Annotated in this window: 14 protein-coding genes; 8 read left to right on the top strand and 6 right to left on the bottom strand. The window is 60.8% G+C overall.

Features of this window, described 5'->3' with window-relative positions; genetic code table 11:
• Positions 1-25 precede the first annotated feature (25 nt).
• A complete protein-coding gene (locus DW58_RS16415; protein WP_152525598.1) occupies positions 26-853 on the top strand; it encodes a 4Fe-4S binding protein in 828 nt (275 codons plus the stop codon).
• Here the strand turns inward: DW58_RS16415 and lplA are convergent.
• The gene (gene lplA, locus DW58_RS16410) at positions 850-1,866 is read right to left on the bottom strand and encodes a lipoate--protein ligase LplA (protein WP_024550521.1); all 1,017 of its coding nucleotides are present in this window, start codon (positions 1,864-1,866) and stop codon (positions 850-852) included. The two genes, DW58_RS16415 and lplA, sit on opposite strands and share 4 nt — an antisense overlap.
• A gap of 59 nt (positions 1,867-1,925) precedes the next feature.
• Positions 1,926-2,579: a YtjB family periplasmic protein gene (locus DW58_RS16405; RefSeq protein WP_024550522.1), complete on the bottom strand. Its 654-nt coding sequence runs from the start codon at positions 2,577-2,579 to the stop codon at positions 1,926-1,928.
• Between the two features lie 150 nt (positions 2,580-2,729).
• Here DW58_RS16405 and serB point away from each other — a divergent pair, with 150 nt between their 5' ends.
• From serB to nadR, 3 genes are all read left to right on the top strand, one after another.
• Complete coding sequence (gene serB, locus DW58_RS16400; protein ID WP_029593137.1) at positions 2,730-3,701, top strand: phosphoserine phosphatase; 972 nt, start codon at positions 2,730-2,732, stop codon at positions 3,699-3,701.
• 12 nt (positions 3,702-3,713) lie between these two features.
• Positions 3,714-5,096, top strand: a complete 1,383-nt coding sequence (radA, locus tag DW58_RS16395) for a DNA repair protein RadA (protein ID WP_029593135.1) — start codon at positions 3,714-3,716, stop codon at positions 5,094-5,096.
• A gap of 98 nt (positions 5,097-5,194) precedes the next feature.
• Positions 5,195-6,427 carry a multifunctional transcriptional regulator/nicotinamide-nucleotide adenylyltransferase/ribosylnicotinamide kinase NadR gene (gene nadR, locus DW58_RS16390; RefSeq protein WP_024551040.1) on the top strand — a complete coding sequence of 411 codons (1,233 nt, stop codon included), beginning with the start codon at positions 5,195-5,197 and terminating at the stop codon, positions 6,425-6,427.
• 99 nt (positions 6,428-6,526) lie between these two features.
• Here the strand turns inward: nadR and DW58_RS16385 are convergent, their stop codons facing one another.
• Positions 6,527-7,528 carry a zinc-binding alcohol dehydrogenase family protein gene (locus DW58_RS16385; RefSeq protein ID WP_024550833.1) on the bottom strand — a complete coding sequence of 334 codons (1,002 nt, stop codon included), beginning with the start codon at positions 7,526-7,528 and terminating at the stop codon, positions 6,527-6,529.
• Between the two features lie 116 nt (positions 7,529-7,644).
• Between DW58_RS16385 and DW58_RS16380 the strand changes: the two genes are divergently transcribed.
• Positions 7,645-8,541, top strand: coding sequence for a LysR family transcriptional regulator (locus DW58_RS16380; protein WP_024550832.1), 897 nt, complete (start codon positions 7,645-7,647; stop codon positions 8,539-8,541).
• A gap of 42 nt (positions 8,542-8,583) precedes the next feature.
• Here DW58_RS16380 and ettA read toward each other — a convergent pair whose 3' ends face one another.
• Positions 8,584-10,251, bottom strand: a complete 1,668-nt coding sequence (gene ettA, locus DW58_RS16375; protein WP_024550831.1) for an energy-dependent translational throttle protein EttA — start codon at positions 10,249-10,251, stop codon at positions 8,584-8,586.
• A gap of 254 nt (positions 10,252-10,505) precedes the next feature.
• Between ettA and sltY the strand changes: the two genes are divergently transcribed.
• Positions 10,506-12,440: a murein transglycosylase gene (sltY, locus tag DW58_RS16370; RefSeq protein WP_024550830.1), complete on the top strand. Its 1,935-nt coding sequence runs from the start codon at positions 10,506-10,508 to the stop codon at positions 12,438-12,440.
• Positions 12,441-12,505: 65 nt separating this feature from the next.
• Positions 12,506-12,838 carry a trp operon repressor gene (gene trpR, locus DW58_RS16365; RefSeq protein WP_024550829.1) on the top strand — a complete coding sequence of 111 codons (333 nt, stop codon included), beginning with the start codon at positions 12,506-12,508 and terminating at the stop codon, positions 12,836-12,838.
• On the opposite strand, the gene yjjX is transcribed toward trpR, so the two are convergent.
• On the bottom strand, positions 12,829-13,344 hold the full coding sequence (yjjX, locus tag DW58_RS16360; protein ID WP_024550828.1) for an inosine/xanthosine triphosphatase: 516 nt from the start codon (positions 13,342-13,344) through the stop codon (positions 12,829-12,831). The genes trpR and yjjX overlap by 10 nt on opposite strands.
• Before the next feature lie 53 nt (positions 13,345-13,397).
• Here yjjX and gpmB point away from each other — a divergent pair, with 53 nt between their 5' ends.
• A complete protein-coding gene (gene gpmB / locus DW58_RS16355; protein ID WP_024550827.1) occupies positions 13,398-14,045 on the top strand; it encodes a 2,3-diphosphoglycerate-dependent phosphoglycerate mutase GpmB in 648 nt (215 codons plus the stop codon).
• Here the strand turns inward: gpmB and robA are convergent.
• Positions 14,042-14,911: an MDR efflux pump AcrAB transcriptional activator RobA gene (gene robA / locus DW58_RS16350; RefSeq protein ID WP_024550826.1), complete on the bottom strand. Its 870-nt coding sequence runs from the start codon at positions 14,909-14,911 to the stop codon at positions 14,042-14,044. The two genes, gpmB and robA, sit on opposite strands and share 4 nt — an antisense overlap.
• Positions 14,912-14,963: the final 52 nt, after the last annotated feature.

Below are 14,963 nucleotides of genomic sequence, written 5' to 3'. Positions count from 1 at the left end.
CCTGACACGCTCCCCGCCGCCGCGCGTGGGGGAGTTATGCCTGCGTCGGCACCTGCGTCAGCATCCCTGCGATGCCTGTGCGCAGGCGTGCCCCACCGCTGCCATTACGTTGCGGCCCGACGGCGCAAGCCTCGATAGCGAACGCTGCGTTCGCTGCGGGCGCTGCCTGTTTAGCTGCCCGGTGGCAGCGCTGGAGAACCTTGCGCCGCCGCCGCGCTACCTTCGTGACAACGTGCTGGTGGCGCCGTTGTCCGTCGTGGCGCCCTCGGTAGAGGAGCTGCTGATGTGGCATCGGGAGTATGCGGTGCGCGCGGTGGAGATGGATATGGATCGCCATCCCGGATGGGCGCTGGCGATGGCGGCGCTTAACCTCAGGCTACGCCGCCTCGCGGAGCCGTGCTGGACGCGTATCGCCCCGGATACGGCTACCCATTCCGGGTGGCGCTGGAGGCGGGGCCCGTCAGCCGCGACCACAACGGCCAGCGTGTCCCCTGGCCGACGCGCCAGACGGCGCTGTTTTGCAGAGCAGGCCGAGTGGCAGCCGGAGATTGATGAGCGTGCCTGTACGCTGTGCGGCGCCTGCGCGCGCGTATGCCCTGAAGGGGCGCTGCGCATGGATGCCGGGACGCTGGAGATTGCGCCCGGGAACTGTACCGGCTGTCAGAGCTGCGTGGTGGTGTGTATTGTGCAGGCGATGGTGCTGGAGGCCGGGGCGGAGGTGTCGCCCCGCCGGCGTCACTGGTATACGGCACGCTGTCAGCATTGCCACCAGCCTTTCCGCGCCTGGCAACCCGATGCGCCGGTCTGTCCGCTCTGCCAGCGTCATGCACAGGGTATGCGCACGGCGCGCTAGCGCACGGCCTGAGCAATCCAGGCGGCAACCTCGCGCAGCTCCAGCTGCTGGTCGGGGAAATCCACCATCATCGCTTCGCAGGCCTGCTGCAGCATGTCTGCCCGGTAGAGCGTTCCCTGCAGGCGGTTTGCCAGCGCCTCAAGCGGTGCGGGATTCAGGCTGTCGGTGAACACCTGGGTACGGGTGATATGGCCTTTCTCGACGTCAAAGTGCAGCTCGACGCCGCCCCAGGTGAAACGCTCATCAAGCAGATGGCTGAAGGCGGGCGCCTGGCCGAAGTTCCACTCCCAGCTGCTCTGGCGGGCAAACGTCTCCGCAAAGCCGGGCAGATCCGGGAACGCGTCGGGGGAGATGATTTCTGCCTCCACACGCTCGCCGTAGTGGGCGAAAAACGCCTCGGTGACGGCATCGCACACCTTTTCATGGGTGATGCCGGGCAGCAGATCGCTCAGGTTCGCCACGCGGCCACGCACGGAGGTGATACCTTTTGCCTGAAGCTTCTTCTTGTCAGGGTTGAGGTAGTTCGCCAGACGGCTGAGATCGGCATTCAGCAGCAGCGTCCCGTGATGAAAGCCGCGGTCCGGCGTTTCACGGTAGGCGGAGCCGGAAACCTTGCGGTCGCCCTCCGGGGTTTTTACCACCAGATCGTTGCGCCCCGAGGCCTCGGCGGTGGCGCCCAGCGCGGTAAGCGCATTTAGCACGATGGAGGTGGATACGCTTTTGTCATACTCTGGTTTACCGGCCATAAAGGTGAAGCAGGTATTACCGAGATCGTGAAACACCGCGCCGCCGCCGCTGCTGCGTCGGGCCAGACGCACGTTATCCTCTTCCATGCGCCGGGTGTTGCACTCTTTCCAGGGATTCTGCGCCCGGCCAATCACTACCGTGTCGGCGTTGCGCCAGAGAAACAGCACGCGCTGGGTAGCGGGCATTTGCCGGAAGATAGTCTCTTCCACCGCCAGATTAAACCAGGGATCATAAGAGTCAGAGAGCAGCAGACGAAGCGTTGGCATAGCGGGTTTCCTTTACCAGAGCGGGAGCCCATGGTAGCACGAACCCCGCCGCCCTTCGATTAACCGAGCGGCTTGTCGTCGCGCTCTTCTTCCTCTTCCGGTACCGCTTTGCTGGCGGTGAGCAGGAACGGGGACTGCTGCCAGCGGCTGCGTTTGCCGCGCAGCAGCGTACGGGCCAGTACCACGCCGATGGCCAGCGCCAGCAGGATCATCAGACGCAGAATATTGGTGGTGTTATCCACCTGCTTCGCTTCGGTGGGCAGCGTGTGGGTATCCAGCGTCAGACGCAGGAAGCCGACCGGGCCGCTTTTACTCTCAATCGGCTGCACGATCTGCTGGTTGAAATAGCTGCCGGCCTTTTTACCGTCCAGCGCCAGACGGTCGCGCAGCGTGACCTTCTCCCCGGCGCGGGCGATGATATCCCCCTGCAGGTTGTAGACCCCGGCGTCCAGAATACGGCTGCCGTCAGTGAGGTTGCGCAGCAGGGCGGTGATGCGTTTTTCATCGGGGTTATCGGTGGCGACCAGCGGGGCGAGGGAAAAGCTCACCTGGCGGGCCAGAGTTTGCGCCAGCTCTTCAAGCTGCAAATTGCGGGTCTGCTGGTGGCTCTGGCTGAACCACGATGCGCCCTGCATCAGTGCGACCAGCAATGCGAGACAGAGCAGCACGATCACTGCACGATGAAGCCTGAATTTCAGTTTTGCGCGAGCCATATTCCACCTGCCGAAAATTTGAAGCTTAATGTTGCCAGAAGCGCTGCGGACAAGGTAGCCTCAGGCGTTGTTTTTAGCCGGACGTTGCCCTGCAAAGGCGCGCAACGTCAGGTTACTCCCCGCCCGTCGAATTTTTTTACAGGAGCAGTAATGCCGAACAGTCTGACCTGGTGCGACCTGCCGGACGATGTTTCTCACTGGCCAGGGTTGCCGCTTTCATTAAGTGGTGATGAGGTAATGCCGCTGGATTATCACGCGGGCCGCAGCGGCTGGCTGCTGTATGGTCGCGGGTTGGATAAAGCGCGACTGACCCAATATCAGCGTAAGCTGGGGGCGGCGATGGTGATCGTCACCGCATGGGGAGTGGAAGATTATCAGGTGATCCGCCTGGCCGGCTCGCTGACGCCCCGTGCTACGCGGCTGGCCCATGACGCCGGGCTGGACGTCGCTCCGCTGGGCAAAATCCCACATCTGCGCACCCCAGGCCTGCTGGTGATGGACATGGACTCCACGGTGATTCAGATCGAGTGCATCGATGAGCTGGCGAAGCTGGCCGGCACCGGGGAACGGGTGTCGGAAGTGACCGAGCGCGCCATGCGCGGTGAACTGGACTTTACCGCCAGCCTGCGCGAGCGCGTCGGCACGCTCAAGGGCGCGGACGCGTCAATCATGCGCGAAGTGCGCGACGCGCTGCCGCTGATGCCCGGCCTGATCCAACTGGTGCTGAAGCTGCAATCGCTGGGCTGGAAAGTGGCGCTGGCCTCCGGCGGCTTCACCTTCTTCGCTGAATATCTGCGCGATAAGCTGCACCTGGACGCGGTGGTCGCCAACGAGCTGGAGATCATGGACGGTAAGCTGACCGGTGAGGTTACCGGCGATATCGTCGACGCGCAGTACAAAGCCAAAACCCTGAAGCGTCTGGCCGAGGCGTACGATATTCCGATGGAACAGACCGTGGCGGTAGGGGATGGCGCGAACGATCTGCCGATGATCCACACTGCCGGCCTGGGCATCGCCTATCACGCCAAGCCAAAAGTGAATGAGAAAACCGAAGTGACGATTCGTCACGCCGACCTGATGGGTGTGTTCTGCATACTCTCAGGCAGTCTGAACAAGAAATAACGAGGTATTAAGGTGGCGAAAGCTCCAAAACGCGCATTTGTCTGTAATGAATGTGGTGCGGATTACCCGCGCTGGCAGGGGCAGTGCAGCGCCTGTCATGCCTGGAATACCATCACCGAAGTGCGTATCGCCGCCTCGCCGACGGTAGCGCGTAACGAACGCCTTGGCGGCTACGCCGGCAGTGCGGGCGTGGCGAAAGTCCAGAAGCTTTCCGAAATAAGCCTGGAGGAGCTGCCGCGCTTCTCCACCGGGTTTAAAGAGTTTGACCGCGTGCTCGGCGGCGGCGTGGTGCCGGGCAGCGCCATCCTGATTGGCGGTAACCCCGGCGCGGGGAAATCAACGCTGCTGCTGCAAACGCTGTGCAAGCTCGGCGAGCAGATGAAAACCCTGTACGTTACCGGGGAGGAGTCGCTGCAGCAGGTGGCGATGCGCGCCCACCGTCTGGGACTGCCGACCAACAACCTCAATATGCTCTCCGAAACCAGCATCGAGCAGATCTGTACCATCGCCGACGAGGAGCAGCCGCGGCTGATCGTGATCGACTCCATTCAGGTGATGCACATGGCGGACATCCAGTCCTCCCCCGGCAGCGTGGCGCAGGTGCGCGAGACGGCGGCGTACCTGACGCGCTTCGCGAAAACCCGCGGCGTGGCGATTGTCATGGTCGGGCACGTCACCAAAGATGGTTCGCTGGCCGGGCCGAAGGTGCTGGAGCACTGTATCGACTGCTCCGTGCTGCTGGATGGCGATGCGGATTCACGTTTCCGTACCCTGCGCAGCCATAAAAACCGCTTCGGCGCCGTCAATGAGCTAGGCGTGTTCGCCATGACCGAGCAGGGCCTGCGCGAAGTCAGCAACCCCTCGGCTATCTTCCTGAGCCGTGGCGATGAAGTGACCTCCGGCAGTTCGGTGATGGTGGTCTGGGAAGGCACGCGCCCGCTGCTGGTCGAGATTCAGGCGCTGGTGGATCAGTCAATGATGGGCAATCCACGGCGCGTGGCGGTGGGGCTGGAACAGAACCGACTGGCGATCCTGCTGGCGGTGCTGCACCGTCATGGCGGGCTACAGATGGCGGATCAGGATGTGTTCGTCAACGTGGTCGGCGGCGTGAAGGTCACCGAAACCAGCGCCGACCTGGCGCTGCTGCTGGCAATGGTTTCCAGCCTGCGCGACCGTCCGCTGCCTCAGGATCTGGTGGTGTTCGGCGAAGTCGGGCTGGCCGGGGAGATTCGCCCGGTGCCGAGTGGCCAGGAGCGTATCTCCGAGGCGGCGAAACACGGTTTCCGTCGCGCCATCGTCCCGGCGGCCAACGTGCCGAAAAAGATCCCGGAAGGGATGCAAATCTTTGGCGTTAAAAAGCTTTCTGATGCGCTAAACGTTTTTGACGACTTATAATCAGATAATCAATCGATTACGCCCCGCCTCGCATCATGGCTCAGGCGGCACGGTGCGCGCGCCGTCACCGTGAATGCGAGGGGGATGCAGGAGGCACCTTGTCATCATTCGACTATCTTAAAACCGCGATCCGTCAGCAGGGCTGTACCCTCCAGCAGGTCGCGGCAGCCTGCGGCATGACAAAGGGCTACCTCAGCCAGCTGCTTAACGCCAAGATCAAAAGTCCAAGCGCGCAAAAGCTGGAGGCGCTGCATCGTTTTCTGGGGCTGGAGTTTCCCCGCAAGCAGAAAAATATCGGCGTGGTGTTCGGCAAGTTTTATCCGCTGCATACCGGGCATATCTACCTGATCCAGCGCGCCTGTAGCCAGGTCGACGAGCTGCATATCATCATGGGCTACGACGACAAACGCGACCGGGCGCTGTTCGACGCGAGCGCCATGTCCCAGCAGCCGACGGTGCCTGACCGTCTGCGCTGGCTGCTGCAGACCTTCAAATACCAGAAAAACATCCGTATTCACGCCTTTAATGAAGAGGACATGGAGCCCTATCCGCACGGCTGGGACGTCTGGAGCCACGGCATCAAAGGGTTCATGGAGGAGAAGGGCATCGCGCCTGACTGGATTTACACCTCGGAAGAGGCCGATGCGGCGCAGTATCTGGAGCATCTCGGCATTGAGACGGTGCTTATCGATCCGAAGCGCACCTTCATGAACATCAGCGGCTCGCAGATCCGCGAGAACCCGTTCCGCTACTGGGAGTACATCCCGACCGAGGTTAAACCCTTCTTCGTACGTACCGTGGCGGTACTGGGCGGCGAATCGAGCGGAAAATCGACGCTGGTTAACAAGCTGGCCAACATCTTTAATACCACCAGCGCCTGGGAGTACGGGCGCGACTACGTCTTTTCACACCTCGGCGGCGATGAGATGGCGCTGCAGTATTCCGACTACGACAAAATCGCGCTCGGCCACGCGCAGTACATCGACTTTGCGGTGAAATACGCCAACAAAGTGGCCTTTGTCGATACCGACTTCGTGACCACGCAGGCGTTCTGCAAAAAGTATGAAGGGCGCGAGCACCCGTTTGTGCAGGCGTTGATCGACGAGTACCGTTTCGATCTGGTGATCCTGCTTGAGAACAATACCCCGTGGGTCGCGGATGGGCTGCGCAGCCTCGGCAGCTCGGTGGATCGCACCGAGTTCCAGTCGATGCTTATCGACATGCTCGACGCCAACCATATCGACTATGTGCACGTCGAGGAGTCCGACTACGATACCCGTTTCCTGCGCTGCGTGGATCTGGTGAAAAAGCTCATGGGTGAGCAGGGGTAGCAACGCAAAAAAGGTGGGCGCGCAATGCGACCCACCTTGTAGAACCTCACCGGTTCGCCGTCACGCGGCGCGGGTAAGCCAGGCTTACCCGCCTTCGGATCAGTAGGCGATCACCACTTTCCCACGCATATGACCTTCAAGCACCTTATCGTGTGCCTGCTGGAGCGTCTCAACGCTCAGGCCGTGCAGCGTTTCACTGAGGGAGCTCTCCACGACGCCCTCATCCACCAGCTTCGCCACCGCGTTAAGGATCTCGCCCTGACGCGCCATGTCGGCGGTCTGGTACATGCTGCGGGTGTACATAAACTCCCAGTGCAGCGCGGCAGATTTCAGCTTCAGTTCGTTCTGATCGAGCGGGTGCTCATTTTCAACGATGGTGCAGATATGGCCCTGCGGCGCGATCAGCTTGCTGACGTTGGCCCAGTGTCCGTCGGTGTCGTTGAGGATAAAGATGTAATCAACCCAGGTGATGTCGTGCTTCGCCAGTTCGCCCGGCAGATCCTTGTAATTCACCACCAGATCGGCACCGCGATCCCGGCACCACTGGGCGGAATCCTCGCGTGACGCTGTTGCGATAATTTTTACCTTGCTGTTGTGCTTCGCAAACGGGATCGCGAGAGAACCCACGCCGCCGGCACCACCGATGATCAGCAGGGTCTTGTCCGCGCCGGCATCCTGAATGTTCAGGCGTTCGAACAATCCTTCCCACGCGGTGAGGGCGGTCAGCGGCAGCGCGGCGGCGGCGGCCCAGTCGAGGCTGCGCGGTTTGTGGCCGACGATGCGCGCATCGATCAGCTGATGGGTGGTGTTGCTACCCGGACGGGTGATGTCGCCCGCGTACCAGACTTCATCGCCCACCTTAAAGCCGGTGACGTTGCTGCCGGTCGCTCTGACGATGCCGCTGGCGTCCCAGCCCAGCACGCGCGGCTCCTGAAGGCCATTTTTTACCAGGCCTTTATGCACCTTGGTATCAACCGGATTCACGGAAGCGGCTTTGACCTCTACCAGCAGGTCGTACTCACCCGGGACGGGCTGCGGCTGGCTGATTTCGATAAAGTGTTTTGGATCCTGCGGGTTAACACCAATAGCTTTAACTGACATGTCGGTTCCTCGATAGATGAACGTAAAGGCGATGTAGTGAATGTAGTCTATGCCGCGCTCAGGAAGCTGATAAGATGGACAATCAAGAATGGAGTGTTCGTCTCAGGTGAACAATCATGTTTAAGTCGCTTCAGGATATGGCGCTGTTCGCGCTGGTGGCAGAGTGCGGAAGTTTTACCGCGGCGGCGCAGAAGGCCGGGCTGCCCAAGTCGAGCGTCAGCCACCGCATCAGCCAGCTTGAAAATAGCCTCGGTATTCGCCTGCTCAACCGCACCACGCGCAAGCTCAATCTCACCTTTGCGGGCGAGCACTACCTGGTGCACTGCCGGGAGATGCTGACCGCGAGCGAGCGCGCCGACCATGCGATTCAGCGGCTGCGGCAAAACCCCAGCGGACGGCTTCGCATCACCAGCCCGGCCGGGATCGGCGCGACGCTGCTGGCGCGGATGAATGCCCGCTTTCAGGAGGCGTATCCGGATGTGACCCTCGATGTGTCGGTGTCCGATGATATGCGGGATCTGGTACTGGAGGGGTTTGACGTCGCGCTGCGCACCGGTAAGCCGCAGGACTCCTCGCTGATTGGCCGTCTGATTGGCCACTGCCCGCGCTACCTGCTGGCCTCGCCGGATTATCTGGCGCGCTCCCCGGCGTTGACGCATCCCGCCGATCTCACGTCGCACCGCTGTATCGCCCATAAAGCCTGGACGGAGTGGGTGTTTCATCGCGAGCAGACCTGGTATCGCTGCGTGCTGACGAACCAGCATCGTACCGACAACCTGCTGTATGCCCGGGAGTGTGCCGTGGCGGGCGCCGGTCTGACGCTGCTGCCGACCTTTTTGCTGGAGGATACGCTGACGCGCGGCGTTCTGACGCCGGTGCTGCCGGAGTGGCAGGCCGAGGGAAACGATCTCTATCTGGTCTATCCGAGCCGCAAGCTGAATTCACCCGCGCTGGCGAGCTACATCGATTTTGCGATGGCGTTTGGCGATATCAAGGATTTCTATCCGGGATAAAAAAAGAGAAGGGCGGGTGCCCTTCTCTGATGGTGGTCGCGATTACTTGGTAATGCGCTTGTACTTGATACGCTTTGGCTCCAGCGCTTCGGCGCCGAGGGTGCGTTTCTTGTACTCTTCGTACTCGGTAAAGTTACCTTCGAAGAACTCCACTTTGCCTTCATCCTGATAATCGATGATGTGCGTGGCGATACGGTCGAGGAACCAACGGTCGTGCGAGATAACCATCGCGCAGCCCGGGAATTCCAGCAGGGCATTTTCCAGCGCGCGCAGGGTTTCGATATCCAGGTCGTTGGTCGGTTCATCGAGCAGCAGCATGTTGCCGCCAACCTGCAGCAGCTTCGCCAGGTGCAGACGTCCACGCTCACCGCCGGACAGTTCGCCAACGCGTTTGCCCTGATCGACACCCTTGAAGTTGAAGCGGCCCACGTAGGCGCGGCTTGGCATTTCGGTGTTGCCGACACGCATGATGTCCAGCCCGCCGGAGACTTCTTCCCACACGGTTTTGCTGTTGTCCATCGCGTCACGGAACTGATCCACCGACGCCAGCTTCACGGTCTCGCCCAGCTCAATGGTGCCGGCATCCGGCTGTTCCTGCCCGGAGATCATACGGAACAGGGTAGATTTACCCGCGCCGTTCGGACCGATGATCCCGACGATCGCCCCTTTCGGGATCGACAGCGACAGACCGTCGATCAGTACGCGATCGCCATAGGACTTACGCAGATCGGTAATTTCCAGGACTTTATCGCCCAGACGCGGTCCCGGTGGAATGAACAGTTCGTTGGTCTCGTTACGCTTCTGGTATTCGGTGCTGTTAAGCTCCTCGAAGCGTGCCAGACGCGCTTTGCCTTTAGACTGACGGCCCTTCGCACCCTGACGTACCCACTCCAGCTCTTTCTCGATGGATTTACGGCGCGCCGCTTCCTGAGAGGCTTCCTGAGCCAGACGCTGATCTTTCTGCTCCAGCCAGGAGGAGTAGTTACCTTCCCACGGAATACCTTCCCCGCGGTCAAGCTCCAGGATCCAGCCGGCGACGTTATCGAGGAAGTAACGGTCGTGGGTAATCGCCACAACGGTACCTTCGAAGTCGTGCAGGAAGCGTTCCAGCCATGCCACGGATTCCGCATCCAGGTGGTTGGTTGGTTCGTCGAGCAGCAGCATGTCTGGTTTTTCCAGCAGCAGACGGCACAGCGCGACGCGGCGGCGTTCACCCCCGGACAGGTTAGCGATTTTCGCATCCCAGTCCGGCAGACGCAGCGCGTCGGCGGCGCGTTCCAGCTGCACGTTCAGGTTATGGCCGTCGTGCGCCTGGATAATCTCTTCCAGCTTGCCCTGTTCGGCGGCGAGCTTGTCGAAGTCCGCATCCGGATCGGCGTACAGCGCATACACTTCGTCCAGGCGCTTGAGCGCGTTGACGACTTCAGACAGCGCCTCTTCTACGGATTCGCGAACCGTGTGCTCCAGGTTGAGCTGCGGCTCCTGCGGCAGGTAGCCGATTTTGAGGCCAGGTTGCGGGCGAGCTTCGCCTTCGATTTCGGTGTCGATGCCAGCCATGATGCGCAGCAGGGTAGATTTACCGGCACCGTTGAGCCCCAGCACACCAATTTTCGCGCCCGGGAAAAAGCTCAGCGAGATATTCTTCAAAATATGACGTTTCGGCGGGACCACTTTGCCGACACGATGCATGGTATAAACGAATTGAGCCACGTTGCGACTTCGCCTCTTTTATAGTGAGTAAACTGGTTCGTATCAGATGCGAAGTGTAGCCTTTTTCAGGTGCTAAGCCCAGCCATCAACGCCGGGAGTGTTATGTCGCACCGGACAGCGGGTGAAGCGTAAAAAAATGTCCGTATCATGGCGGAACCGGGCATGCCTGGTTAGCATGAAAGGGTTGTGCTGTGGGAAACCGGCTCAGCGGCGGCATGAGGCTGCTGTGGGACTAACGATATTGAGGAGTCATTGTGGGAAAAGCCAAACATGCCGTCTGGCGCGTGCTTGCTGCCAGCGTGTGTCTGATGACCGTAAGCAGCCTGGCGCGGGCTGATTCACTGGATGAACAGCGCAGCCGCTACACCCAGATTAAACAAGCGTGGGACAGCCGCCAGATGGCGGTGGTAGAGCAGATGATGCCGGGCCTGCGCGACTATCCGCTTTATCCCTATTTGCAGTATCGCCAGCTGACCGACGATCTGATGAATCAGCCGGCGCTGGCGGTCAGCCAGTTTATCCAGCAGAACCCGACCCTGCCGCCGGTGCGCTCACTGAAATCACGGTTCGTGAACGAGCTGGCGCGACGTGAGGACTGGCGCGGCCTGCTCGCCTTCAGCCCCACCGAGCCGGGCACCGTTGAGGCCAAATGTAATTTTTACTACGCCAAATACAACACCGGCCTGACCAGCGACGCCTGGATCGGGGCGAAGAGCCTGTGGCAGACCGGCAAAACCCAGCCGTCCGCCTGCGAGCGCCTGTTCTCGGCCTGGCGTAGCTCCGGTACGCAGCAGCCGGAGGATTACCTCGAACGTATCCGCCTGGCGATGAAAGAGGGAAACACCCGGCTGGTCAGCCAGCTTGCCGCGGAAATGCCGCCGCAGTACCAGACGCTTTCCTCTGCGCTGATAAGCCTCGCCAATAACCCCAACAGCGTGCTGAGCTTTGCCCAGACGGTGGGGGCGAACGACTTTACCCGTCAGCTGGTGGCCGTGGCGTTTGCCAGCGTCGCCCGCGAGGACGCGGACAACGCGCGGATGATGATCTCCTCCCTGACCCAGGCGCAGAAGCTCAATGCCGATCAGGTACAGGAGCTGAACGAGCTGGTGGCGTGGCGCCTGATGGGCAACGACGTGACATCGGAAGAAGCCCGCTGGCGCGACGACGTCATCATGCGTTCTCAGTCCATCTCGCTGATTGAGCGTCGCGTGCGCATGGCGCTCGGCACCGGCGATCGCGATGGGCTCAATACCTGGCTGGCGCGTCTGCCGATGGAAGCCAAAGAGAAGGACGAGTGGCGCTACTGGCAGGCCGATCTGCTGCTGGAGCGCGGTCGCGAAGACGAGGCGAAAACCATTCTGCGCGATTTGATGTCCACCCGCGGCTTCTATCCGATGGTCGCCGCGCAGCGCCTGGGGGAAGACTACCCGCTGCGCGTGGATAAAGCCCCACAGGTTAACAGCGCGCTGTTCCAGGGACCGGAAATGGCACGAGTGCGCGAGCTGATGTTCTGGGGGATGGATAACACCGCGCGCAGCGAGTGGGCAAACCTGGTGGTCAGCCGCCCGGTGAACGAGCAGTCGGCGCTGGCGCGCTACGCGTTCGATCAGGAGTGGTGGGATCTCAGCGTGCAGGCCACCATCGCCGGCAAGCTCTGGGATCAGTTGGAGGAGCGTTTCCCGCTAGCGTGGCAGAGTACCTTTACCCGCTACGTCAGTAATAAAGACATCTCCAAAAGCTATGCGATGGCGATTGCGCGCCAGGAGAGCGCCTGGAACCCGAAAGTGCGCTCGCCGGTCGGGGCCGCCGGGCTGATGCAGGTGATGCCTGCCACCGCCCAGCACACCGTGCAGAAGTTTGGTATTCCGGGTTACAGCAGCAGTAACCAGTTGCTCGATCCGGAGATGAACATCAACATCGGCACCACCTATCTGCAAAGCGTGTACGAGCAGTTTGGCTACAACCGTATCCTGTCGTCTGCGGCGTATAACGCCGGGCCGGGACGCTTGCGGACGTGGCTTGGCAACAGCGCCGGACGCCTGGACGCCGTGGCGTTTATCGAGAGCATTCCGTTCTCGGAAACCCGCGGCTACGTGAAAAACGTGCTGGCGTATGATGCGTACTACCGCTATTTCATGGGCGATAAGCCGGAGCTGCTGACCAGCACCGAGTGGCAGCGTCGTTACTGATTTGACGGCGGGTATGTTATGCTGCTGTACTAGTAGAAGAGTATTCTGGTATGGCGGCTTAACATATGACCCAACACGCGCCCTGGTCTGCGGAGCAGGCTGAACAGCATAATCAGGAGTGGCTCCGTTTCGTCGAGCTGCTCAAACAGGCTTTCGATCAGGAGCTGCATCTTCCCCTGCTGATGCTGCTCCTGACCCCCGATGAACGCGAAGCGCTGGGTACGCGGGTGCGTATTATCGAGGAGCTGCTGCGCGGTGAGATGAGCCAGCGCGAGCTGAAAAACGAGCTTGGCGCCGGCATTGCCACCATCACGCGCGGATCTAACAGCCTGAAAGCCTCCCCGGCAGAGCTCCGCGTCTGGCTGGAGCAGGTGCTGCTTAAAGAGAATCAGTCGTAAAGCGCATGATGAAACGGGCTTAAGGCCAGTACCACCGCCTGGTGATAGACGCTGCTCCGCGTCAACGCGCCGGCGGTGAACACCCCAATCGCGCCCTCTTTGCGGCCAATCTCATCGATACCGGTCAGGGCGGACATCACCGGCCCCAGCGGTTCACCTTGCTCGACTTTCTCCAGCACCGCTTTCGGCAGCGGCAGCGTGGCAGAGCGTGCTTCGCCGCGCTTGTCGCCGCGCTCAATCACCACCCAGCTAAAGGTGCTGCCCTCGTCGATACCGGCCTCAATCGCGACCCAGAAATCCGCCTCGGGCTTCAGCGCGCGCGCGTTCTGCACGCGGATCCGTGCGCCCGCTCGCGTTTCTTCACTGCCAAACGGCTGCTCGGGTACGCCCGTCTCGACGACGACCGATTCCATATGGCAGGATGCCTCGCCGAAAATCAGCTCAAAAGCGTGCAGAATCGCCTTAATTTTGGCGGGATTGGTGGTAGCGCAGATGACATGGTGCATAATCAATTAACATTCAGACAAAAACGTGTGCAGCAGTATAACGGATAAAAAGTATGTTACAGGTATATCTGGTTCGTCATGGTGAAACGCAGTGGAACGCCGAACGGCGCATTCAAGGACAGTCTGACAGCGCCCTGACGAATAAAGGTGAGCAGCAGGCACAGCAGGTGGGCGAGCGCGCCAAAGCGCTCGGTATTACCCATATTATTGCCAGCGATCTGGGGCGTACGCGCCGCACCGCTGAAATTATTGCCGCGGCATGCGGGTGCGATGTCACGCTGGACGCGCGTCTGCGCGAGCTGGACATGGGCGTGCTGGAGCGGCGTCACCTGGATTCACTGACCGATGAGGAAGAGGGATGGCGTCGTCAGCTGGTTAACGGCACGGCGGACGGGCGCATTCCGGACGGCGAGTCGATGCTGGAGCTGAGCCAGCGTATGCACGGCGCGCTTAACGCCTGTCTGGATCTGCCCGAAGGCAGCCGCCCGCTGCTGGTGAGTCACGGTATGGCGCTGGGCTGTCTGGTGAGCACCATCCTCGGCTTGCCCGCCTGGGCAGAACGCCGACTGCGTTTGCGTAATTGCTCAATTTCTCGGGTGGACTACCAGCAAAGTCCGTGGCTGGCGTCGGGATGGGTGGTGGAGACGGCAGGCGACATCTCGCATCTGGATGCCCCTGCGCTGGATGAAATGCAGCGTTAACGAACCACCGGCACCAGGTACTCGCAGCGTAAATAGCGCGGCGGTTCCGGGCGCCGGGTCTCTTCCCCGGGGAAGAAGCGCTCAATGTCCTGGCCCTTACGCCGGGTCAGATTGAGCGTCGGCATACAGGTGCCGTAGACCAGCAGGATAAACGCCTGTAGCCCGCTGGCGGGGCCTTCATAGTCAAACTGCACATAGTCGCCGCCCTCAAGTTTTACCGTGTGCGAGCCAGGCAGGCAGTCTTCTGCCAGTTCCGGTGCCAGGGCCGTGGTGTAGAGCACTTCCTGTTCGTCGTCGCGCTCAAGGCTCGGGCGCGGCTCATGCAGGCCGTACAGCTCAGGCGGTACCGTCGGGCAGTTTTCCAGGAACGAGCGCCAGAACTGAATGCGCATTTCGTGGCGAAAATCGGAGATCTGCTCAAGGGAGCAGCTGTAGCTCTGGGTCAGGCCGATAAGCTGCAGCGGCGGCAGCGTGACGAACTTATGCGTCGGGAGCGTGAAACTGTCGAGCCGGAGCGGGGGACGGATCCCGTGCGCGTTCCAGTCGGCGGAGCGGCGATAGAGCGCCGGCGTCATTAAGAACTGTTTCTTAAACGCGCGGGTAAAGGTTTGCTGCGAATCGAAACGGTACTGGAGCGCAATATCCAGAATAGGGCGCGCGGTCAGGCGCAGTGCCACCGCTGATTTTGACAGGCGACGCGCACGGATATAGGCGCCTATGGCCTCACCGGTCACATCTTTAAACATCCGTTGTAAGTGCCACTTGGAGTATCCCGCTTTCGCCGCCACGTTATCTAACGAGAGGGGGTGATCCAGATGGCCTTCCAGCCAGGTAAGCAAATCGCGAATAATCCCAGCCTGATCCATAAAAAATTTCCTCATCCTGCATGAGAGAGTGCCAGAAACCTAAGGGGCGGAT

Source organism: Siccibacter turicensis LMG 23730 (assembly GCF_000463155.2).
Taxonomy (GTDB): Bacteria; Pseudomonadota; Gammaproteobacteria; order Enterobacterales; family Enterobacteriaceae; genus Siccibacter; species Siccibacter turicensis.
The sequence above is the reverse complement of the archived record's forward strand: the minus strand, read 5'-3'. Positions and strand labels throughout refer to the sequence as shown.

Bases quoted from the DNA above. Each gene is read 5' to 3' on its own strand.
- lplA (WP_024550521.1), bottom strand. From the start codon at position 1,866: ATGCCAACGCTTCGTCTGCTGCTCTCTGACTCTTATGATCCCTGGTTT.
- DW58_RS16405 (WP_024550522.1), bottom strand. From the start codon at position 2,579: ATGGCTCGCGCAAAACTGAAATTCAGGCTTCATCGTGCAGTGATCGTG.
- serB (WP_029593137.1), top strand. From the start codon at position 2,730: ATGCCGAACAGTCTGACCTGGTGCGACCTGCCGGACGATGTTTCTCAC.
- DW58_RS16385 (WP_024550833.1), bottom strand. From the start codon at position 7,528: ATGTCAGTTAAAGCTATTGGTGTTAACCCGCAGGATCCAAAACACTTT.
- DW58_RS16380 (WP_024550832.1), top strand. From the start codon at position 7,645: ATGTTTAAGTCGCTTCAGGATATGGCGCTGTTCGCGCTGGTGGCAGAG.
- trpR (WP_024550829.1), top strand. From the start codon at position 12,506: ATGACCCAACACGCGCCCTGGTCTGCGGAGCAGGCTGAACAGCATAAT.
- yjjX (WP_024550828.1), bottom strand. From the start codon at position 13,344: ATGCACCATGTCATCTGCGCTACCACCAATCCCGCCAAAATTAAGGCG.
- gpmB (WP_024550827.1), top strand. From the start codon at position 13,398: ATGTTACAGGTATATCTGGTTCGTCATGGTGAAACGCAGTGGAACGCC.
- robA (WP_024550826.1), bottom strand. From the start codon at position 14,911: ATGGATCAGGCTGGGATTATTCGCGATTTGCTTACCTGGCTGGAAGGC.